Here is a 20763-nt window from a genome sequence, read left to right on the forward strand (position 1 = left end):
CTCCTCGCCCAGCGACGCAGGGGTGCCCTGCTCGGACTCGCCGTGGGCAACGCCCTCGCCGTGCCCACCGCGCACCGTCCGCTGCAGGCCGCGCCCTTCCCCTCTATGGCGGATGGGCCCTACGACAGATTGATGGGCGGAGGCCCTCATCAGCTGCGCAAGGGTCAGGTGACGGAGGAGGTCCACCTGGCCTGTTGCCTGGGGCACAGCCTGCGCGACTTCAAGCGCTATGACGCCGCGGACGCGCTGCGCCGCTACCGGGCCTGGCAGCCTCACGCCTTCGACGTCAGCGAGGCCATGAAGGAAGTGCTGGAGGATTGTCAGGCGGGCCTGCCGCCCCTGGGCTCGGGCAAGCGCGTCTGGCTGCGCGGCCACCGCAAGGCCGTGGGCGCTGGCAGCCTCGCGCGCATCGCCCCGCTGGGTGTGTACCTGGCGAGCGACCCGAAGGCCCGCACCCAGGCCACGCTGGAGGACTCCGCGCTCACCCACTTCGACCCGCGCTGCCAGCTGGCGTGCGCCGCCTTCACCGCCGCCATCGCCAAGGCCGTGACATCCGGCGCCGACCTGAAGGCCGAGGACCTCCTCACCGCCGCGGAGTCCGGCATCCTGCTGGCTGGCGCGGCGTTGGGGCGCTCCGCCCCCGACTACGTCCAGGAGGTCTCCTTCGCCTCCAGCCTGCTGCGCGAGGACCTGGCGCGCGCCCGCGACGACGACCCCCGGCTGTACGGTCCGGACCTGCACGTGCACCGCGCCCAGCACGCCATCCACGTCGCCTTCCGACTGGCCTTCTGGGAGCTGCTCCACGCGCCCACGGCCCAGGCCGCCCTCATCGACGTCATCCACCGGGGCGGAGACACCGAGGTCCACGGCGCGGTGACGGGCGCGCTGGTGGGTGCCTTCCACGGCGAGGAGGCGCTGCCCGCCGAATGGCGCAAGCAGGTGCTGGAGGCGCTCGGCACGGTGAAGGGCCCGCTCTGGGACGTCTACCACCCCCGGCATCTGCTGAGCCTGGTCCCCGCCTGACGTCGCCCGTGCGGGGCGCTGGATACACGAAGCCCGCGGGGGACGGTCCTCAGGGGGACGCCCGCCGCGGGCTCGTTGCCACGCCAATGCGGCCTGGGGGCCGCGACTGTCACTCAGGCCAGCAGGTCGATGACCACCACGCCCCGCTGGGGCTTCTCTTCGTCGGTTTCAGTCCTACGACGCGGGCGGTCGTCGGGCATGGGCAGCGGCAGCTCCACCACGGGCCTGTCGTGCTCCTCCCGGCGGCGCTCCCTGCGCTTGATTTCTTCGATGATGAAGGCGTCGAGCATGGGTTTCCGTCTCCCCTCAGCCTACGTACCCCGATGTACGCCCGCCGTCCCGCCCAGAAATCACTGCCACCACTCTCAGATGCAAATTAAGAACCCCGGTTCCGCACTGGGTACACTGCCGCCATCTCGCACGGTTGCTCGTCCGCCATCCGACATCCGAGCCAGGGGAACCGTGGCGTAGATGTCATGGAGACCCGAAACTTCCGGTCGGGATGGTGTTGATTCTAATGCCCTCGCGACGGCCCGCAAGCGGACCCACTCCCCGGCACACCTCCGGCGTTCGGGGCGGCGGGCACCCGGCGGAAGGGCCTGCCCGCCTGTCTACTCCCAGGCGGGCGGGTCAGCGAGGAACATGGGGTCTAGAGCGACCCCTGTCTGCCACGTTCAGGGCGCCTCGGCGCGGCGCTTGAACGCCTCCAGCATCTTCGGCAGCGACGTGTCGACCAGGGCGTTGACGACGGCCTTGGGCACCAGCAGGCCCAGCGCCATCTCCACGTTGTAGGTCGCGCGCGTCTTGCCCTCGCCTTCGGGCTCCAGCACCCAGCTGCCCTTGTTGTCCTTCATGACCTCGCCCTCGATGAAGGACCAGGACATGCGGCGCGGGCGCTCCTCCACCACGCGGATGGAGTAACGGACCGTCTTCATCACGTCGACCTTGTAGTGGACGTCGACGGTGTTGTCCTTCCGGTTCGCGGTGCGGGTCTCCTTCACCTCGGACAGGAACTCCGGGTAGCGCTCATACTGGGTGATGACGTCGAACACCTTTTCGATGGGGGCGTTGATGACGATGGTCCGCGAGGCGCCAGGCATGGTGTCGGTCTCCGAAAGCGTCGAGGGGACGGCCTAGAAGGCAGCGTAGCCCGGCTTCTTGTCGAACTTGTGCAGGGACTGGATGAAGCGCACGGTGCTCGTCTTGCTGCGCATGACCACCGAGTGCGTCTCGCAGCCGCCGCCGAAGAAGCGCACGCCCTTGAGGAAGTCGCCGCTGGTGACGCCGGTGGCGGCGAACATCACCTCGCCCCGGGCCAGCTCCTCGGCGGCATAGATTTTCGCCATGTCGGTGATGCCCATCTTCTTGGCGCGCTCGATTTCGCCCGGGTTGCGGGGCACCAGCCGGCCCTGCATGTCACCGCCGGTGGCGCGGATGGCCGCCGCGGCGATGACGCCCTCGGGCGCTCCACCGGTGCCCATCAGCACGTCCACGCCCGTTCCCTCGAAACACGTGGCGATGGCGCCCGCCACGTCACCGTCCTCGATGAGCCGGATGCGAGCACCCGCGGCGCGGATCTCCTTGATGAGGTCCTGGTGCCGCTCACGGTCCAGGACGACGACGGTGAGGTCCTCCACGTAGACCTTCATCTTCTCCGCGACGGCGCGCAGGTTCTCCGTGGCGCTCTTGCGCAGGTCGATGGCGCCCCGGGCGCGCGGGCCCACGGCCAGCTTCTCCATGTACGTGTCCGGCGCGTTGAGCAGCCCGCCCTTGCTGGCCATGGCCACCACGGTGATGGAGCCCGGACGGCCGTAGGCGCACAGGTTGGTGCCCTCCAGCGGATCCAACGCGATGTCCACGGCGGGGTCACCCTCGCCGCGTCGGCCCACCTTCTCGCCGATGTAGAGCATGGGCGCCTCGTCGCGCTCGCCCTCGCCAATGACGATGGTGCCGTCGATCTGCAGCGCGTCGAAGGCGCGGCGCATGGCGTCCACGGCGGCCTGATCCGACTCGTTCTTGTCGCCGCGTCCCATCAGTCGGGCGGAGGCGATGGCCGCCATCTCGGTGACGCGCACGACCTCCATTGCAAGGTTGCGATCCATCGTCTGTGCTCCTTCAGGTTCCTGCGTTCGGATGTTCCAGCAGCCGGGCCACGGACTCCGGCAACCGCGTGGGCTTGCCGTCGCGCCCCACGCACGCGTGCAGGGTACGACCGGTGCACAGCAACGTGCGCGGCTCGCCCTCGCGGAAAAGCTCGTAGGTGAACACGACCGAGGCCCGGCGCAACTCGCTCACCATCGCGCGGATGATGAGCACGTCGTCGTAGCGCGCGGGGGACTTGTACGCGCAGCTCGCCTCCGCCACCGGCAGCATCAACCCGGAGCTCTCCATCTCCCGGTAGCTGCCTCCGCGCGCGCGGAAGTACTCGCTCCGGGCGAACTCGAAGTAGCGGAAATAGTTCGCGTAATAGACGACACCCATTTGATCGGTGTCACCGTAGATGACGCGCAGTCGGGCCTCGACCATGAGGGCGCGGACCGTAGCAGGGGCTGACTGCCGCCGTCCAAGACGCCGAAGCGCTTGGCGGTTGCATCTTCCCCGTCGGGCAGTGCAGCTTCTTGGACGTATGATTCGCGCCCTCGTCCTGACCGCCCTGCTGGGTTCGCTGCCCGCCGCCGCGCGTCCTCCCCGACTCACCCTGCTCATCACCGTGGACGCGCTCGGCAGCGACGTCTTGTTGCGCAACCGGCCTCGGCTCCAGGGCGCGTTGGGTCAACTGCTCGACAGTGGCGCCTACTTCCCGTACGCGCGTTATGCCTACGCGAAGTGCCGCACCGCGCCGGGCCACACCACGCTGGCCACGGGCACCAACCCCTGGCGTCACGGCATCGTGGACAACCGGTGGGTGGACCGCTCCACGGGGAAGCTCGTCTATTCCTTCGTGGACCCGGCGCATCCGGTGCTGGAGGCGACGCTCAAGCCGGGCCAGGACGCCAGTCCCGCGAACCTCATGGCGGAGACGCTCGCGGACCGGCTGCGGATGGCCACGCAGGAGCGAGGCAAGGCGGTGGCGGTGTCGCTCAAGTCGCGCTCGGCCATCGCCCTGGCGGGCCGGCTGGGACAGGCCTGGTGGTTCGACGACGGCGTGGGGAAGTTCGTGACGGGCACCTGGTACACGAAGGAGTTCCCCGAGTGGGTGAAGCAGCTCAACGCGCGGAAGATTCCGGAGTCTTCCTTCGGCAAGACGTGGGACTTGATGCGTCCGCGCGCCGAGTACATCGGCGAGGATGACCGGAGCTACGAGGCGGACTCCTATGGCCTGGGCCGCACCTTCCCCCATCCGCTCACCGGCGGACTGAAGGAGCCGGGGCTCAACTTCTACAAGGCGTTCGGCGTCTCGCCGGACTCGCACACTCTGCTCGTGGAGGCGGCGAAGGCGGCCATCGTCGGAGAGGCGCTGGGGAAGGACGCGGTGCCGGACCTGCTCGCGGTGAGCTTCAGCGGGACGGACAACGTCTTCCATGAGTACGGCCCGTACTCGTGGGAGATGCAGGACACGATGCTGCGGCTGGACAAGGCGCTCGGGGACCTCATCTCCGCGGCCGAGCGCGCGGCTGGTGGACGCGCCAACCTGACCATCGCGCTGGTGGCGGACCATGGTGGAGCGACGGCGCCCGAGCAGTGGGCAGCCGCGGGACTTCCCGCGCAGCGGATGAACCCCAAGACTATCAGCGAGGGCATCTCCGCGATGGTGAAGGAGCGCTTCGGCCCGGACGTCACGGTGATGATGGAGGAGCTGGACGTGTACCTCGGCGGCCCCGCGCTGACGTCGGGCAAGGTGGATGGCGCGCAGGTGCGGCGCGCGGTGGCGGACTGGTTGCTGAAGCAGCCCCATGTCGTCGCGGCGGTGACGCATGAAGAGCTCTTCTCCGCGCCGGACCCGGCGGGCTACCTGGCGCCCCTGCGCAAGGGCTACTACCCGGAGCGCAGCGGCGACGTGGTGTACCTGCTGCGGCCCTTCCAGGTCGTCTACTTCGACCCGGAGGGAAGCACGCACGGCTCGCCGTATTCATACGACTCCCAGGTGCCCGTGGTGTTCGCGGGCAAGGGCATCAAGCCGGGGATGTACATGACGGAGATCGACCCGGTGGACGTGGCGCCCACGCTCGCGGCGCTGCTCGAGATGGGGATGCCCGCGTCCACGGAGGGCAAGCCTCGCGCGGAGATTCTCACGGGGAAGTGAGCGGGATTCGAGGACTGGGACCTCCCGCGTGAGGTCCCCGCCGACGGGACGAGCAGCTCAGCGCACCGATGCGAGAAACCCGTCGAGCACGCTGTTCACCCAGGCCGGTGCATCGAGCTGCACCCAGTGCCCGGTGACGGGCTCCACCTTCTTGAACGGCAGCTCGGGCACCCGAATCTGGTACGCATCCGGCCCCTCGTTGTGCGCCGTCACGACGGACAGCTTGGGCCCCGGATAGCGACGCAGCGCGGAGACCGGGTCGAACGTCAGGAGCGACCCCAGTCCCGACCGGACCGCCACCTGAGCGGTGGCACGCAGTCCTCCGAGCACCTGCTCCCGGACCTCGGGCCGCGAGGGGGCGAGCATCGGCGCCCAGTACTCCTCGACGACCTGAAGCCACGCCTCGGTGCCCAGCACCGCCATCAGCCCCTGCGCCTGCTCTTCTGGAATCAGTCGTCCATCGGAAGCAGGGTCGAGCAGCAGCAACCCCGCCACGCGCGACGGATGCGCCTCCGCGTAGGCCGTGCAGACCGCTCCGCCCAGGCTGTGCCCCACGAGCACGAACCGCTCCAGCTTCAAGCCATCCACCACCGCCGCCACATCCGCCGCGAAGTCCTCGACGGAAATCGCTCCTTCGGTGGGGACCTCGGACTGGCCGTGGCCTCGCAGGTCCAGCGCCAGCGCCCGACGTGTCTCGCGCAGGTGCGAGAGCTGAGCCGCCCAGTGCTTCGTGCTCCCAGCGCTGGAGTGGACGAACACCACCGGAAGCCCACCCACACCACCGTCATCCACGTACAGCGTCCCAGCCGGGCCCTTCATGACGACCTCCTCGATTCAGGGGCGCGTCCAACCGCGCCATGAATCCTTGAGTACGGCCCATCCCTGTCAGAATCTGTCAGCAAATGGCACGCGTCAGCCGAGTCATGCGTCTGGTCGACTTTCTCCGGGGCCGGGAGGCCACCACCGTCGCGGAGATTTCCGCGGCGCTGGGGGTGAGTCCCCGAACCATCCACAGGGACCTCGCCACCCTGCGGGAGCAGGGCCTGCCCATCGCCAGTGACACCGGGCCGGGAGGCGGCGTTCGCCTGGAGCGAGACAGGGGTGTCACCGCCGTCCACCTCGGCGTCGAGGAGGTCGTCGCGTTATGGCTGGCCGCGAGCCTGTCGTCGACGGGGAGCGCGTTGCCGTGGGGAAGCGCGGCGCGCTCGGGGCTCGACAAGCTCTTCGCCAGCGTGCCGAGGGAGCGCTCCCGGAGCATGCGCGAGCTCTGCCAGCGCGTGGTGGTCGGCCGCCCCGCGACAGCCCGCGTTCTCGCGGACCTGGGAGAGCCTCCCGAGGAGCTGCTCGCCATCTTCGAGCAGGCGTTCCGCGAGCAGGTGTGCCTCGCCTTCGACTACGAGGACCGCCACGGGAAGAAGAGTCGCCGCTGTGTGGAGCCACACGGGCTGCTCGTCGAGTCCCCGGTCTGGTACGTGCTGGCGCGCGACGTGGAGAAGGCAGCGGCGCGCATGTTCCGGATGGACCGCGTCCACCGGCCCAGGCTGGTGCCCGAGCGCCGCTTCACGCCTGACATGGAGGGGCTCAAGGCCCAGGCCCTCGCTCAGCGGAGCAAGGGCCCGGAGTGAGCGGGGCTCAGCCCTGCGAAGGGGCGGCGCGCGGACGGCGCGTCTTCTTCGCGGCGGTGATTTCCAACGACAGGTCCATGGCCCGCGCCGAGTGTGTCAGCGCCCCCATGGAAACGAAGTCCACGCCCATCTTCGCCAGGCGCGGCAGCCGGTCCAGGGTGACGCCACCGGATACCTCGAGCGGTACACGCCCGGCCGCCAGCTTCACGGCCTCGCGAATCTGCGCGTCGTCCATGTTGTCGAGCATCACCACATCGGCGCCGTGCTCGAGTGCCTCGGCGAGTTGCTTGAGGTTGGTGACCTCAATCTCGATTTTGCACAGGCGAGGACCGTTCGCCTTGGCGAGCCGGAGCGCCTCGGAGATGGAACCACCGACGGCCGCGATGTGGTTGTCCTTGATGAGCACGCCATCGAAGAGACCGAAGCGGTGGTTGGTGGCGCCGCCCATGCGGACGGCGTCCTTGGCCAGCACGCGCATGCCAGGGGGCGTCTTGCGCGTGTCCAGCACCTGCATCTTCGAGCCCCGCACCGACGTCATCGCCTGCTGAGCCAGGGTGGCGATGCCGGCGGCGCGCTGGACGAGGTTGAGCGCGGTTCGCTCGGCGGCGAGCAGCGAGCGCAGCCGCCCGTGACACCGAGCGGCCACGACCTTGGGTTTGATCTCCTGGCTGTCCTGGCGGAGCAGCTCCACCTCGACGTCCGGGTCGACCTTGTGGAAGACGCGCGTGAAGGCCTCCAGCCCCGCGAGCACCAACTGCTCTTTGGCGACCAGCTCGGCACTGCCCTCCGCGTCAGGCGGAATGAGGGCCTGCGAGGTGACGTCTCCCGCCGCCCCCAGGTCTTCGTCAAGGGCGAGGTCGATGAGCCGATCGAGGTAATCCTGCTGCACGTCTCCTCCTGCTACCGCCGGGCCTTGGCCCGTGCCGAGGGCTTCGCCCGGGTGACCTTCTTGGCCGCCGCCTTCTTCGCGGAGGACTTCTTCGCGGGAGCTCTTCCGCCCGCCTTCTTGGCCGCCGCCTTCTTCACGGGAGCCTTCTTCGCCGCGCTCTTCTTCGAGGAAGCCCTGCCCGCGGCCTTCTTCGCCGCGCCCTTCTTCGCCGAAGCCTTGCCACCCGCGGCCTTCTTCACCGCGCCCTTCTTCGCCGAAGCCTTGCCACCCGCGGCCTTCTTCACCGCAGCGGCCTTCTTCGAGGAGGCCTTACCACCCGCCGCCTTCGCGGCAGCCCCCTTCTTCGCGGGAGCCTTGGTGCTCGCGGCCTTCGCGGAGGCCTTCTTCGCGGGAGCCTTGGTGCTCGCGGCCTTGGAGGGGGCCTTCTTCGCGGCTGCCTTCGCCGGGGCGGCCGTCGCCACGGTCGGCTTCTCGCTGGAAGCCTTCGGGGCCTTCACGGCCACCGGCTTCGCGGGAGCTTCGCTGACCTCGGAGGCAGTCGCCTGGGGCTTCGCCTTCTTGCCACCCGTGCGCGCGGGCTTGGACGCCGTGCCCTTGGACGGAGCCTCGCGGGAGTCGCCGCCCTCCTTCGCCTTGCCGAACTCGCGCATCGCGTCGTCCACGAGCCCCATGCTCATGTACGCGACGCCCAGGTCATGGTGGTCCGTGGGAGACAGGCCTTCCTTCGTCCCCTCGCGCAGCTTCGCCAGCGCGTCCTGCACCTGGGGGTCCTCCTCGGGCACGCGGCCCTCATCCCCCATCTCACCCTTCAGTTCCTGGCCCAGGTCCACGCCGCCCTTGTCTTCCTTCGACGGGGCGACCTTCACCTGGGCTGGCTGGGAGGGGGAGGCACTCTCCTCGGTGGACGTGCTGCTGCTCTCGGTCGGCAGATTCTCAGGCATGGACGGCTCCGGGGCGATCCGCTGCAGGTGATCTTCGAGCTTGGCCTTGCGCTCCTTCAACTCCTGCACGCGAGCGCGGTCCTTCTCCACCACGTCGGGCGGCGCCTTGGCCACGAAGTTGGGATTCTCCAACTTGCGCAGGATGCTGGCCGCCTCCTGCTCCGAGCGGGCCATCTCCTTGCGCAGCCGGTCCCGCTCCGCGTCCAGGTCGACGAGCCCCGCCAGCGGCACGTAGATCTCCAGATTCGTCGCCATGAAGGCCGCCGCCTGGGGAGGCTTCGGGCCCGGAGGCCCCACCTGCACGTCGGACAGGCCCGCCAGGGGCAGCAGGTAGCCGCGCCAGCGCTCCAGCAGCTCGCGCGTGCGAGCGTCCGGGCTCTGCACCACCGCCTTCACCTTGGTGGCCGGAGACAGGTTGCTCTCGCCTCGGATGGTGCGCAGTCCCTCGATGGCCGCGATGACCGGCGCCATCTCCGACTCGGCCGCCTCGTCCACCAGCGCCGTGTCCGGCGTCGGGTACGGGGCAATCATGATGCTCTCCGTCGGCCGGGTCATCGGCAGCTTCTGCCAGATCTCCTCGGTGATGAAGGGCATGAACGGGTGGATCAGCCGCAGCACGCGATCCAACGCGTAGACGAGCACCGCGCGCGTGGTGTCCTTCGCCGCCGGGTCCTCGCCATAGAGCGAGCCCTTGGCCAGCTCGATGTACCAGTCGCAGAGCTCCGCCCAGAGGAACTGGTACAGCGTGGAGGCAGCCTCCGCGAAGCCGTAGACCTCCAGCGACGCGCTGGCCTCCGTCGTCGCGCGCTGCAGCCGCGAGAGAATCCACCGGTCCGCCAGCGTGAGCGGCAGCTCCTTCGGCGAGCGGCCGTCGTACTGGTACCCCCCCATGTTCATCAGGGCGAAGCGGCTGGCGTTCCAGAGCTTGTTGCAGAACGCCTTGTAGCCGGCGAGCCGGTCCATCGACAGCTTGATGTCGCGGCCCTGCTGGGTGAGCGAGGCGAGCGTGAAGCGCAGCGCATCCGCGCCAAACGCGGGCATGCCCTGCGGGAACTTGTTCTTCAGCGTCGCGTTGAGCTGCTCGGGCTTCGCGCCGAGAATGACGTCCAAGGGGTCGATGACGTTCCCCTTGACCTTCGACATCTTCTCGCCCTTCTCGTCGCGCACCATCGCGTGCAGGTAGACGGTGCGGAAGGGCACGTCGCCCATGAAGTGCAGGCCCATCATCATCATCCGGGCGACCCAGAAGAAGATGATGTCGTGGCCCGTCTCCATGACGGACGTCGGGTAGAAGGTCTTCAGCTCCGCGGTGTCGCGAGGCCAGCCCAGCGTGGAGAACGGCCAGAGCGCGGACGAGAACCAGGTGTCCAGCACGTCCGAGTCCTGGATGAAGCTCTTGCCGCCACACTTGGGGCAGGACTCCGGCATCGTGCGCGCGACGATGGGCTCCGCGCGAGCGAAGTCCACGCCGCCCACCTTCACCGTCGGGGCATCCAGCGGCAGGTCCGTGTCGTCACCCTGCCGGGGGCTGCACGACGTGCAGTAGTACGCGGGAATCTGGTGGCCCCACCACAGCTGGCGGCTGACGCACCAGTCGTGGATGTTGCGCATCCAGTGGAAGTACGTGTTCGTCCACGCCTCGGGGACGAACTTCGTGCGGCCCTGCTCCACCGCTTCAATCGCGGGACGCGCCAGCGGCTCGATCTTGATGAACCACTGCGGCGACAGGCGCGGCTCCACCACGGTGGTGCAACGCTGACAGGCGCCGATGGACAGCTTGTGCGGCTCTTCCTTCTCGAGCAGCCCCTGCTCCTGCAGGTCCGCCAGCACCGCCTTGCGCGCCTCGAAGCGGTCCATCCCGGCGTACTTGCCGGTGTCCTTCGTCATCCGCGCCGCTTCGTCCAGGATGGACACCATCGGCAGCTTGTGACGCAGGCCCGTCTGGTAGTCGTTGAAGTCGTGCGCGGGCGTCACCTTCACCACGCCGGTGCCGAACTTCGGGTCCACCAGCTCCGCGTCCGCGACGATGGGAATCTCGCGCCCCGTCAGCGGCAGGACGACGAGCTGGCCGGCCAGCCCCACGTAGCGCTCGTCCTCGGGGTGGATGGCCACCGCCGTGTCGCCCAGCATCGTCTCCGGGCGCGTCGTCGCCACGGTGAGCGTGCGGTCGCTGCCCTTGATGGGATAGCGGATGTGCCAGATGGAGCCGTTCTTCTCCTCGTGCTCGACCTCCAGGTCGCTCAGCGCCGTGCGGCACGAGGGACACCAGTTGATGAGCTTCTGGGCCCGGTACATCAGGCCCTCTTCGTACAGCCGGACGAAGACCTCGCGGACCGCGGCGGACGACGGCTCGTCCATGGTGAAGCGCTCGCGGCTCCAGTCCAGCGACGCTCCCAGGAAGCGGTGCTGTTCGCCGATACGGGCGCCGTACTTGCCCTTCCACTCCCAGACGCGCTTGAGGAACGCCTCGCGACCGATGTCGTGACGGCTCTTGCCCTCGGTCTTCTTCAGCTCCTTCTCCACCACCATCTGCGTGGCGATGCCGGCGTGGTCCGTGCCGGGGAGCCAGAGCGCGTTGAAGCCGCTCATCCGCTTCCAGCGCGTGAGGATGTCCTGGATGGTCGCGGTCAGCGCGTGACCGATGTGCAGGCTGCCCGTGACGTTGGGCGGGGGCAGGACGATGGAGAAGGCGGGCTTGTCGGACGTCGCCGCGGCGCGGAAGTAGTCGCGCTCGAGCCAGAAGGCATAGAGGCGAGCCTCGACCTCGGTGGGCTCGTAGGCCTTGGACAGTTCGGTCGTATCGGTCATTGAAGACGGCCAGCCCCCCTGAGGGGGCCGGCGGGGAAGTCAGGAGGTTTGCGGCGAGAAACTCGCCTCAGTGCTGCGTCTCTCGGTCCTTGATCAGCCGCTCGAGCTCCTGGCGGATGATCGTCTCCGCGAGCTGCGGTACGACCTCCCAGGCAATCTTCTCGATGACCTCACGGGAAGCCTTGGACAGCGCCTCGCGCAGCAGGGCCTCGCCCCCATCCGCCGCGGGACGGGCGACCGGAGGCCCCCGCTGCGCCGGAGCGGCCGGAGCCACGGGCCCACCCATGTCGAGCGAGATCTCCTCCGCGCCGCTCGTGTCGGGCAGCGAGTCCTCGATGCTGATGGCGGGCTGCGCGGCCACGGGAGCCGGAGCGGCGGGAGCACCCAGCCCGAACGGATCCCTCGCGCGGGCCGCCGGCTGCGGCGCGCCACCCTGGATGGGAGGAAGCGGCGTGGCGCCCGGAGGACGCGGCAGCCCCCCCGGCATCCCCGGCCCCGGAGCGCCAGGACGGGCCACCATGCCCGGAGCCCCAGGGCCCGGCGGCATGCCCGGACGAGGAGGCATGCCCGGCGCGGGAGCACCCGGCGGAGGCGGCACACCCGGACGCGCGACGGCGCCCGGCGGCATGCCCGGCCCAGGAGGACGCGCACCCGGTCCCGGCGGCATTCCAGGCCCAGGAGGACGCGCACCCGGCCCCGGCGGCATTCCAGGCCCGGGAGGACGCGCACCCGGCCCCGGCGGCATGCCAGGACCCGGAGGACGCTGCGCCATGCCCGGCCCCGGCGGCATGCCAGGACCCGGAGGGCGCGGCGCCATGCCAGGCCCCGGCGGCATGCCCGGCCCGGGAGGACGCGCACCCGGCCCCGGCGGCATGCCAGGACGGGCACCCACGGGCGCCGCGACGGGCGAGGGCTGCGGCGCCACCGGAGCGGCGGGCGTGGCGGAAGGACGAATCACCTGCGTGGCGATGGAGGCCGGCAGCGTGTTGGACTTCTGGCCGACCAGCGCCTTCACCTTGTCGAGCAGAATCTGGCTCTCGAAGGGCTTGGTGACGTGGTCGTCCGCGCGGGCGGCGCGAGCCCGGTTCTCGTCGAAGGCCTCGAAGGTGCCCGCCAGCAGCATCACCGGGATGCCCTGGGTGGCGGGGTCGTTCTTCAGCGCCTCGCAGACCTCGTAGCCGCTCTTGCCCGGCATCGTCACATCGGCGAGGACGACGTCCGGGCGCATCTCGCGCACGCGCGAGATGGCGTCCAGCCCGTTGTCCACCGCGGTCACCTGAAAGTCCTCGGTCGCGAAGATCATGCCGATCACCTTGCGAATGGTGAGCGAGTCATCGGCGACCAGCAGATTCTTGGGCATCGGTATCGGGCCTCGGGGGCGTCGACCCCCCTGAATTCGTTGAGAAATCCGGCCGAGAAAACCTTCTTCACGGCACGGTATCAAGCCCGGCAGCTTACGGTTTGCGCTCCGGGACGATCAAGAAAACATGCGCTGCAGGTCAAGGAACAGCACTGGCTCCGGCAATCCAGGGACGCGGAAGCTTCCCGCGGTGTCGTCCGGCTCGAAGCGCTGCAGGACACCCAGCACTCGCGTGGCCGTCAGCCCTACGTTACGCCCCGCCAGTTCCGCCAGGAGAAAGAATGGCTCTGGCGCGGGGGGAGCCCCCAGCAAAGCGGGAACCGAACAGATGGGCCACAGGACCTGGGCATGCGGAAAGATACCGGCCACCGGTCCGCTCTGCACGGGCAGGACGCTGAAGGACTCGCCCCGCTCCACCACCTGGGACACGAAGGCCAGGGGAACGCCGAACAGGCGCCCCTGTGACTCGAAGACGAGCGCCCGCTCGGGCACGGACTCGGCCCAGTGCACGGGGCGCGGGGGAGCAGGCGTGGCCCGAGGCCCCACCCGGTGCGGCAGCGCCTCCGCGATGAGCTCCAGGTACAGCCGCTCCTTGTGGAGCACCGCGCCCCGGCTCAGCGGCGCCAGCGAGTCCGCGAGGCCCGAAGGCAACAGGAAGAACGGCGCGCGCGCGACATCCGCGACCTCCACCACCGAGCGGACCCGCACCGCGAGCGTGGGACTCACGTCGAGCACCACCACCATGCCCACGTCCGGCTCCGGCGCGCCGCCGAGCAGCGCCGCCAGATCCTTCACCTCGAGCACGCCTCGCAGGTTGCTTCCATGGGAGCCAGGCATCGCCACTTCCATGACGGATGTGGCTTCCACGGCATAACGGGTCTCCCCGGCTTCGACGAGCAAGCAGAGTCGGCGACCGCTTTCGAAGGGCGACACGGGAGCGACCCTAGCAGCGTTCCGATGGATGGTGCTAAGCCATGCGGGAGATGGCGCGCATCCTCCTCGTCGACGACGAAAAGATCGCCCGCACCCTCTACGGCGACTACCTCACGGCCGTGGGGCACACCGTCACGGCGGTGGCCACGCTCCACGAGGCCCGACAGGCGCTCGCCGCGGACCGCTTCGACGCGGTGGTGACGGACCTCATCCTCCCCGGTGGCGACGGCATGGAGGTCCTCCGGCACGTGCGGGAGCGACACCCGGGCGTGGAGGTCGTCGTCATCACCGGACTCGACAAGGTGGACCCCGCCGTGCGCGCCATCAAGAGCGGCGCCGCGGAGTACCTGGTCAAGCCCGTGGCACCAGAAGCCCTGCAGCACGCCGTGCGCCGCGCGCTCACCACCCGCGACCTGATGCGGGAGAACGCCTCCCTGCGCCGACATGTCGCGCTGCTGGAGGCCGGGCAGCGCCTGGCCACGACGCTGGACCGGGAGAAGCTGGCCACCGCCACCACCGGCGCGCTCGAGTCCATGGGCTCCGCCAATGCCATCGTCCTGCTGGAGCGCGACGCCGCGGTGGGCCTGCGCACGCAGGGCACGCGCGGGCTGCCCACCGGCGCCGAGGAGACGGTGGTCGCCTGGCTGCGCGAGCAGCTCCTGGAAGCGCGCTCCCCTCGCGAACTCGAGGTGCCGGACGTCCCCTTCCAGCGAGTCCTCACCTTCCCCGCCGTCGAGGGCGACGCGGTGCTGGGGCACGCGGTGCTCTTCTACGCGGACGCCCGCGACAGCGAGGGCAGCGCCTCCGAGGCCGCCAGCTACCTGGTGCGCAACTGGGCGCTGGCGCTGCGCAACCTGGGTCGCTTCGCGGCCGTCGAGGACCTGGCGTACATCGACGACCTGACGCGCCTGTTCAACACGCGCTACCTGCACCTGATGTTGGACCGGGAGTTCCAGGACGCGCCCCAGACGCACCGCCCCTTCAGCCTGCTGTTCCTGGACCTGGACCACTTCAAGTCCATCAACGACAACCACGGCCACCTCGTCGGCTCGAAGCTGCTCGTGGAGACGGCGCGCGTGGTGAAGGGCTGCGTGAGAGACCACGACGTCGTGGCGCGCTACGGCGGCGACGAGTACGTGGTGATGCTGCGCAACACCGACTCAGGCGGGGCCCTCAAGGTCGCCGAGCGCATCCGCCGCACCATGGAGACGCATCGGTTCCTGGCGCGCGAGGGGCTGTCGCTCAAGCTCACCACCTGCATCGGCGTGGCGAGCTTCCCCGAGCACACGCGAGACAAGGCCACGCTGCTGGATTTGTCGGACCGGGCCATGTACCGCGGCAAGCGCGGCACCCGGAACGTCGTCTACATGGCCGCGCAGGACCTGGAAGCCCCCCCAGCCGAACGTCGCCAGGGAAGCACCGGCACCTAGCTCAGGGCCGCATGCTGCCGACGGTGAGGCGCTTGACGATGCTGGGCTCCGGCGCCTCGGCGCTGGCGCCCTCCTTGCCCACGGCCTCCACCGACTCATGCGGGGCACCGGAAATGATGAGCTTGAACTTCTCCACCGCTTCCTGGGCGTGCTGGGCCTGCTCGGGGTCCAACCGGGCGATGAGCTGCCAGAAGAGGGCGGCGTGCTCACGCTCCTCGTCCATGACGTGCCGGAGGACGGCCTTGGCCTCCTCGTTGTCGGTGGCGTCGATGTGGGCGGCGTAGAGGTTGATGGCGTCCAGCTCCGCCTCGATGTTGAGCCGGATGGAGCGGGCCAGCTCGGCGTCGGTCATCTTCCGAGGCACGAGGGAGTGGAACGGGTCGGTCTGCGGCATGAGAGGCCCTCCGAGGCCGGGCGACGGCGTCCAGCAGGCTGGGCGACGCGGGAAGAACGCGGGGAGCATCCGCGTCCCCGGCGGGCCGGTCAACGGATTCCCTCCAGGCGCGTTGCGTGGGATGGGCCGCCTCCGTCATGCTTCCCGACATGGAGATTCCCGCGCCGCTCGCCCAACTGCTCCAGGCCCTGGACGCGGGGGACCTGCCAGCCGCGCGCACGGCCGCGGCGGCGCTCCAGCGCTCCGGCCTCCACGCCACCCAGCTCGCCGCGGAGGTGCTCCACGAGCTGCGCCAGCCCCTGCTCGGCGTGAAGGCCTATGCACAACTGCTCGCCGAGGACGGCGGCCCCTCCGGCCCCCTGCGCCTCTTGATGTCCCAGGTGGAGCGGATGGAGCAGATCGTCTCCGACTTCATCCGGCTCGCCAGCGAGCGACATGCGCCGCAGCAGCGACTGTCCCTGGCGGCGCCCATCTGGGCCGCCGCGAAGCTCTTCAGCGTCAACCCCGACTCGGCGCGAATCTCGCTGGAGGTGGAGGCCCCGGAGGACATCTCCGTCCAGGGCAACTCGCGCCTCATCGAGCAGCTCACGCTGAACCTGCTCAACAACGCGCGCGACGCCATGTCGGGGCGTGGACGGGTGAAGGTCGTGCTCACGCGCGAGGGCTCGGCGCCCGTGCTGTACGTGGCGGACTGGGGCCCGGGCATCCCCGACGAGCTGCGCGAGCGCATCTTCGAGCCGTACGTCACCGCGAGCAAACGCGGTACGGGCCTGGGGCTCGCCGTGTGTCGACGAATCGCCGAGGAGCACCACGCGCGCATCGACCTCGCGCCGCAGGGCGCGCTGCGGGACGTGCCGGCGCCGGCCACGGTGTTCCGCGTGCAATTCCCCGCCTCGGAGACGGCCCCCGGGCCGCGCAAGCGCCTGCTGGTGGTGGATGACGAGACCATCATCCGCATGGTGTTCCGCGACTTGATGGGCAAGGAGTGCGAGGTCATCGAGGCGGCGAGCGGCGAGGAGGCGTTGGACCTGCTGCGCGAGGCGCCCGTGGACCTCATCGTCACGGACAAGAACCTGCCGGGCCTGTCCGGGCTGGAGCTGGCGCAGCAGGCGCGGCGGCTGTCCGCCACGTCGCGGGTCATCCTGATGACGGGCTATCCGTCGCTGGTGACGACACAGCAGGCGCTGGAGCTGGGCGTGGTGGACTACCTGCTCAAGCCCTTCGACGACATTCGCGAGGTGCGCACGCTCTTGCGCTCCACGCTGGCGGCGCCGCCCACACAGCCCGGTGCCGCGGCCCAGGTGAAGCGCGTGGACGTGCTGGAGGACAACCCCGCCACCGCCGCGCAGATCGCCGAGGCGCTGGAGTTGATTGGCCTGGAAGCCCGCGTGCTGCCCACCTCGGAGCTCATCGCGCTGGAGCCGCCCGCGGGCGTGGTGGTGTCCTGGGACTTCGCGCCGGCCTATGGGCGCAAGGCGCTGGAGCTGGGCAAGGCCATGGCCCAGGGAGCGCCCTTCGTGGTGCTGGCCGAGCACCTCACCATGGAGACCGCGCTGGAGTCGCTTCGCGCGGGGGCCTCGGCCTGTCTGCCCAAGCTGCTGTCCGACACCACTGCGCTGAGCCGTGAGCTGAGCCGCGCGTTCAAGAAAGGCGTCCCATGAGGCTTGCGCTCCTGTCCGTCCTGCTGCTGGGTGTGGCGTGTTCCTCAAACAAGCCCCCGGTGCAGGGCGAACCGGACGCGAGCGGCCCGGAGGACTCGGGCTCGGACGCGGGGACGCAGCCAGACGGAGGCGTGGACCCTGGCGACGGCGGCTCGGGGGATGACGGCGGCACGGGCGCCGACGCGGGGCCCGGTGAGGAGGACGCGGGAAGCTGCGAGCCACCTCCGTCGGTGCGGGAGTCCCTGCTCGTGCCCGGGCTGAACAACCCCCGCCGACTCGCCGTGGACGCGACGGACATCTACATCTCCGAGTCGCACTCGCTGCGGCCCAATGCCCCGGCAGGAGAGGGACAAATCCTTCGCCTTCCTAGAGCTGGCGGAGGAGCGACCTCCGTTGCCAAAGGCTTCTTCGCGCCGGATGCCATCGCGGTGGACGCGAAGAACATCTACGTGCTCGACCAGATTGGACTCTGGCGCGTGGACAAGGCCACGGGTGAGCGCGGTACGGTGCCCATCGAGTCCTCGCTGAACAGCGTCATCACGGGAGGCACCGATATCCGCATCGGACGCCTGTCCGGAAAGGACGTCCTCGTCGTGGCGACAGGGGCCCGGCGCCTCGTCCGCGTCGACACGACCGGGGCCACGCCTTCGTCCCTGGTGCTCTTCGAGGGCACCGTCGACACCCAGGTCCGTGGCGCGCGCATCGACGGCACCGACGTGTGGTTCCTCGTCACGGGAGGCACCGAGCCAGGCCTCTACCGCGTCCCCCTGGACCTGGACACGCCGGCCCAGCGCGTGGATGCGAGCATCACCACGGGCACCTCGCTGGAGCTCACGCCCACGCATTTCCTCATCACCGAAGGCAGCGGAGGCACGGGCCGGCTGATCAAGCGGCCCCGCGCTGGCGGCGAGGCCCGCGTGCTCGCGGAGGGCCTGCAAGGCCCGCTGTTCCCGGTGGAGTTGAACGGCGCCGTCTACTTCAAGGACGCCGTGCCCCGCTCCTCCGCCTTCCTGCGCCGGACCCGGGGCTGTCCTCCCGGCACCTCCGACGCGGTCGGCCCCGAGGGAACCGGCCCGGGTGGACTCATCGCGGACGGCGACACCCTGCTCTTCACATCCCAGGAGAGCGGCACCGGGGGCGCCGTCGGCCGCGTTCCCTGAAGTTCCATTCCCTACGAAAGACAACGGCCCCGGCGCCTCGAAAGAGGCATCCGGGGCCGAGGCCAGCTCACCCGCCACATCCCGAGCCGTGAGGCCCGGGACGCGGAGCGTGGCTCAGTACTCCATGTCGTCGCCGCCGTAGTCCGGCATGCCGCCGCCGCTACCACCGCCGCTGCCGCCCTTGGACTTGCCCTTCTGGCGCTCGGCGACCATGGCCTCGGTGGTCAGGAGCAGCGAAGCGACGGAAGCCGCGTTCTGCAGCGCGGTGCGCTCCACCTTGGTCGGGTCGATGACGCCGGCCTTCTCCAGGTCCTCGTAGGTGTCCGTGCGCGCGTTGTAGCCGAACGCGCCCTTGCCCTCGCGAACCTTGTTGATGACCACGGCGCCCTCGACGCCCGCGTTGCTGGCGATCTTCCGCAGCGGCTCCTGGAGCGCGCGACGGATGATATCCACGCCGAAGTTCTGCTCGCCGCCCGGCTTGAGCTGCTCGAGCGCCGGCAGCGTGCGCAGGTAGGCGACACCGCCGCCCGGGACGATGCCCTCCTCGACGGCCGCGCGAGTCGCGTGCAGCGCGTCCTCCACGCGGGCCTTCTTCTCCTTCATCTCCGTCTCGGTGGCCGCGCCGACGTTGATGACGGCCACGCCGCCCACCAGCTTCGCCAGACGCTCCTGGAGCTTCTCGCGATCGTAGTCGCTGGTGACGGTGTCGATCTGGCCGCGGATCAGCTTGATGCGGCCCTCGATCTCTTCCTTCTTGCCGTTGCCATCGACGATGGTGGTGTTGTCCTTGTCCACCGTGATGCGCTTGGCGCGGCCCAGGTCGTTCAGAGTCAGGTTCTCGTACTTGTGACCCAGCTCCTCGCTGACCACCATGCCGCCGGTCAGCGTGGCGATGTCCTTGAGCATCTCCTTGCGACGGTCGCCGAAGCCCGGCGCCTTCACCGCGGAGACGTTCAGCACGCCGCGAATCTTGTTCACCACGAGCGTGGCCAGCGCCTCGCCCTCGATGTCGTCGGCGATGAGCAGCAGGGGCTTACCGGAGCGCGCGACCTGCTCCAGGATGGGAACCATGTCCTGCATCGAGGAGATCTTCTTCTCGCTGATGAGGATGTACGGGTCCTCGGCGACGACCTCCATCCGGTCCCGGTTCGTCACGAAGTACGGAGAGATGTAGCCGCGGTCGAACTGCATGCCCTCGACCACTTCGAGCGTCGTCTCCAGGCCCTTGGCCTCCTCGACGGTGATGACGCCCTCCTTGCCCACCTTCTCCATCGCGTCCGCGATGATGGTGCCGATGGTCTCATCCCCGTTCGCGGAGATGGTTCCAACCTGGGCAATCTCCTTCTTGTCGGAGGTCGGCTTGGAGAGCTTCTTCAGCTCCGCCACCACCACCTCCACCGCCTTGTCGATGCCGCGCTTGAGGTCCATCGGGCTGTGGCCCGCGGCCACCAGCTTCAGGCCCTCCTCGTAGATGGACCGGGCCAGCACCGTCGCCGTCGTGGTGCCGTCGCCCGCCTTGTCGGAGGTCTTGGACGCGACCTCCTTCACCATCTGCGCGCCCATGTTCTCGAACCGGTTCTCGAGGTCGATCTCCTTGGCGACGGTGACGCCGTCCTTGGTGACCGTGGGCGAACCAAAGCTCTTCTCGATGACCACGTTGCGGCCCTTGGGACCCAACGTCACCGCGACCGCGTCCGACAACGTCCGGACGCCTCGCAGGATGGCCTCACGCGCGGACTGGTGGAAGAAAATCTCCTTCGCTGCCATCGCAACCTCCTGATGTTACTTGGAATTTTCGTGGATACTACGCAGGTCGTTAGCACTCGACCCTGGCGAGCGCCAACATAAGGGTCAGCCCAACGATGTCAACCAGGAAGGGCGGACGTGTGGGCGAGCGGACGGCCCGACGCGTGCCGGGGAGGAGCCTTTTCGGGGGCTACTCGGCGAAGCGCATCAAGGTAAGCAACTGGCCCATGTCCAGGGGCTTGTTCAGCGTGAGGGCCACGCCCTTGCGCAGGCCACGCTCGGTGACGCTCCCGTCCGCGCTGGCCGTCATCAGGAGCACGGGGATGGACTGGAAGCGCGGGTCGCCCTTCAGTTGCTCGGTGAAGGTGATGCCGTCCATGTGGGGCATGATGTAGTCGGTGATGACCATGCCCACCTGGTTGCGCTCGAGGATGTCGAGCGCCTGAAGCGCATCCGACGCCGAGTACACCGTGTACCCATGCATCTCCAGGAAGCGAGAGAGCAAGGTGCACAGCTCGAGATCATCGTCGACGACAAGGATGTTCACGGG

18 protein-coding genes are annotated in these 20763 nt (G+C 69.3%); 6 read left to right on the forward strand and 12 right to left on the reverse strand.

Annotation, left to right across the window (positions count from 1 at the left end; genetic code table 11):
- Positions 1–1023: ADP-ribosylglycohydrolase family protein (locus HR086_RS22750; RefSeq protein WP_254626430.1), on the forward strand; the 1023-nt coding region annotated here is incomplete at its 5' end.
- A 113-nt stretch (positions 1024–1136) separates the two neighbouring features.
- Here HR086_RS22750 and HR086_RS22755 read toward each other — a convergent pair.
- From HR086_RS22755 to HR086_RS22770, 4 genes are all read right to left on the reverse strand, one after another.
- Positions 1137–1313, reverse strand: coding sequence for a hypothetical protein (locus tag HR086_RS22755; protein ID WP_174455609.1), 177 nt, complete (start codon positions 1311–1313; stop codon positions 1137–1139).
- Positions 1314–1697: 384 nt separating this feature from the next.
- Positions 1698–2123 (reverse strand): type II toxin-antitoxin system RatA family toxin, encoded by a 426-nt coding sequence (locus HR086_RS22760; protein ID WP_174455610.1) that lies wholly within the window; start codon positions 2121–2123, stop codon positions 1698–1700.
- 33 nt (positions 2124–2156) lie between these two features.
- The gene (glpX, locus tag HR086_RS22765) at positions 2157–3125 is read right to left on the reverse strand and encodes a class II fructose-bisphosphatase (RefSeq protein ID WP_141645764.1); all 969 of its coding nucleotides are present in this window, start codon (positions 3123–3125) and stop codon (positions 2157–2159) included.
- 13 nt (positions 3126–3138) lie between these two features.
- Positions 3139–3549 carry a thioesterase family protein gene (locus HR086_RS22770; RefSeq protein WP_141645763.1) on the reverse strand — a complete coding sequence of 137 codons (411 nt, stop codon included), beginning with the start codon at positions 3547–3549 and terminating at the stop codon, positions 3139–3141.
- 100 nt (positions 3550–3649) lie between these two features.
- On the opposite strand from HR086_RS22770, the gene HR086_RS22775 reads away from it, so the two are divergent.
- Positions 3650–5266, forward strand: a complete 1617-nt coding sequence (locus HR086_RS22775) for an alkaline phosphatase family protein (RefSeq protein ID WP_174466637.1) — start codon at positions 3650–3652, stop codon at positions 5264–5266.
- A gap of 57 nt (positions 5267–5323) precedes the next feature.
- Here HR086_RS22775 and HR086_RS22780 read toward each other — a convergent pair whose 3' ends face one another.
- The gene (locus HR086_RS22780; RefSeq protein WP_174466638.1) at positions 5324–6085 is read right to left on the reverse strand and encodes an alpha/beta fold hydrolase; all 762 of its coding nucleotides are present in this window, start codon (positions 6083–6085) and stop codon (positions 5324–5326) included.
- Positions 6086–6189: 104 nt separating this feature from the next.
- Between HR086_RS22780 and HR086_RS22785 the strand changes: the two genes are divergently transcribed.
- Complete coding sequence (locus tag HR086_RS22785; protein ID WP_254625134.1) at positions 6190–6891, forward strand: YafY family protein; 702 nt, start codon at positions 6190–6192, stop codon at positions 6889–6891.
- Between the two features lie 7 nt (positions 6892–6898).
- Here the strand turns inward: HR086_RS22785 and nadC are convergent, their stop codons facing one another.
- The 4 genes from nadC to HR086_RS22805 form a co-directional block, all read right to left on the reverse strand.
- Positions 6899–7780: a carboxylating nicotinate-nucleotide diphosphorylase gene (gene nadC / locus HR086_RS22790; RefSeq protein ID WP_174455614.1), complete on the reverse strand. Its 882-nt coding sequence runs from the start codon at positions 7778–7780 to the stop codon at positions 6899–6901.
- 11 nt (positions 7781–7791) lie between these two features.
- Entirely contained in the window at positions 7792–11529 is a 3738-nt protein-coding gene (locus HR086_RS22795; RefSeq protein WP_174466639.1) for a valine--tRNA ligase, read from the reverse strand.
- Positions 11530–11596: 67 nt separating this feature from the next.
- A complete protein-coding gene (locus HR086_RS22800) occupies positions 11597–12889 on the reverse strand; it encodes a PleD family two-component system response regulator (RefSeq protein ID WP_174466640.1) in 1293 nt (430 codons plus the stop codon).
- A gap of 117 nt (positions 12890–13006) precedes the next feature.
- Entirely contained in the window at positions 13007–13822 is an 816-nt protein-coding gene (locus tag HR086_RS22805; RefSeq protein WP_141645757.1) for a chemotaxis protein CheW, read from the reverse strand.
- A 50-nt stretch (positions 13823–13872) separates the two neighbouring features.
- Between HR086_RS22805 and HR086_RS22810 the strand changes: the two genes are divergently transcribed.
- On the forward strand, positions 13873–15252 hold the full coding sequence (locus HR086_RS22810; RefSeq protein WP_141645769.1) for a diguanylate cyclase: 1380 nt from the start codon (positions 13873–13875) through the stop codon (positions 15250–15252).
- Position 15253: 1 nt separating this feature from the next.
- On the opposite strand, the gene HR086_RS22815 is transcribed toward HR086_RS22810, so the two are convergent.
- On the reverse strand, positions 15254–15646 hold the full coding sequence (locus tag HR086_RS22815) for a demethoxyubiquinone hydroxylase family protein (protein WP_141645756.1): 393 nt from the start codon (positions 15644–15646) through the stop codon (positions 15254–15256).
- A 149-nt stretch (positions 15647–15795) separates the two neighbouring features.
- On the opposite strand from HR086_RS22815, the gene sinK reads away from it, so the two are divergent.
- On the forward strand, positions 15796–17307 hold the full coding sequence (sinK, locus tag HR086_RS22820) for a hybrid histidine protein kinase/response regulator SinK (protein ID WP_174455878.1): 1512 nt from the start codon (positions 15796–15798) through the stop codon (positions 17305–17307).
- On the forward strand, positions 17304–18467 hold the full coding sequence (gene sinM, locus HR086_RS22825; RefSeq protein WP_174466641.1) for a signal integration modulator SinM: 1164 nt from the start codon (positions 17304–17306) through the stop codon (positions 18465–18467). The genes sinK and sinM overlap by 4 nt, the downstream gene beginning before the upstream one ends.
- Before the next feature lie 114 nt (positions 18468–18581).
- Here the strand turns inward: sinM and groL are convergent, their stop codons facing one another.
- Both groL and HR086_RS22835 read right to left on the reverse strand, forming a co-directional pair.
- Positions 18582–20234: a chaperonin GroEL gene (gene groL / locus HR086_RS22830; RefSeq protein WP_141645753.1), complete on the reverse strand. Its 1653-nt coding sequence runs from the start codon at positions 20232–20234 to the stop codon at positions 18582–18584.
- Between the two features lie 169 nt (positions 20235–20403).
- Complete coding sequence (locus HR086_RS22835; protein ID WP_174466642.1) at positions 20404–20760, reverse strand: response regulator; 357 nt, start codon at positions 20758–20760, stop codon at positions 20404–20406.
- Positions 20761–20763: the final 3 nt, after the last annotated feature.

The sequence above is a fragment of the Myxococcus sp. CA039A genome (assembly GCF_013336645.1).
GTDB classification, from domain to species: Bacteria; Myxococcota; Myxococcia; order Myxococcales; family Myxococcaceae; genus Myxococcus; species Myxococcus llanfairpwllgwyngyllgogerychwyrndrobwllllantysiliogogogochensis.

Coding starts and splice junctions, on each gene's coding strand:
- sinK (WP_174455878.1), top strand. CDS start 15,796: ATGGAGATTCCCGCGCCGCTCGCCCAACTGCTCCAGGCCCTGGACGCG.
- HR086_RS22775 (WP_174466637.1), top strand. CDS start 3,650: ATGATTCGCGCCCTCGTCCTGACCGCCCTGCTGGGTTCGCTGCCCGCC.
- HR086_RS22810 (WP_141645769.1), top strand. CDS start 13,873: ATGGCGCGCATCCTCCTCGTCGACGACGAAAAGATCGCCCGCACCCTC.
- HR086_RS22770 (WP_141645763.1), bottom strand. CDS start 3,549: ATGGTCGAGGCCCGACTGCGCGTCATCTACGGTGACACCGATCAAATG.
- HR086_RS22755 (WP_174455609.1), bottom strand. CDS start 1,313: ATGCTCGACGCCTTCATCATCGAAGAAATCAAGCGCAGGGAGCGCCGC.
- HR086_RS22785 (WP_254625134.1), top strand. CDS start 6,190: ATGCGTCTGGTCGACTTTCTCCGGGGCCGGGAGGCCACCACCGTCGCG.
- glpX (WP_141645764.1), bottom strand. CDS start 3,125: ATGGATCGCAACCTTGCAATGGAGGTCGTGCGCGTCACCGAGATGGCG.
- sinM (WP_174466641.1), top strand. CDS start 17,304: ATGAGGCTTGCGCTCCTGTCCGTCCTGCTGCTGGGTGTGGCGTGTTCC.
- HR086_RS22815 (WP_141645756.1), bottom strand. CDS start 15,646: ATGCCGCAGACCGACCCGTTCCACTCCCTCGTGCCTCGGAAGATGACC.
- HR086_RS22800 (WP_174466640.1), bottom strand. CDS start 12,889: ATGCCCAAGAATCTGCTGGTCGCCGATGACTCGCTCACCATTCGCAAG.
- HR086_RS22760 (WP_174455610.1), bottom strand. CDS start 2,123: ATGCCTGGCGCCTCGCGGACCATCGTCATCAACGCCCCCATCGAAAAG.
- HR086_RS22795 (WP_174466639.1), bottom strand. CDS start 11,529: ATGACCGATACGACCGAACTGTCCAAGGCCTACGAGCCCACCGAGGTC.
- groL (WP_141645753.1), bottom strand. CDS start 20,234: ATGGCAGCGAAGGAGATTTTCTTCCACCAGTCCGCGCGTGAGGCCATC.
- HR086_RS22780 (WP_174466638.1), bottom strand. CDS start 6,085: ATGAAGGGCCCGGCTGGGACGCTGTACGTGGATGACGGTGGTGTGGGT.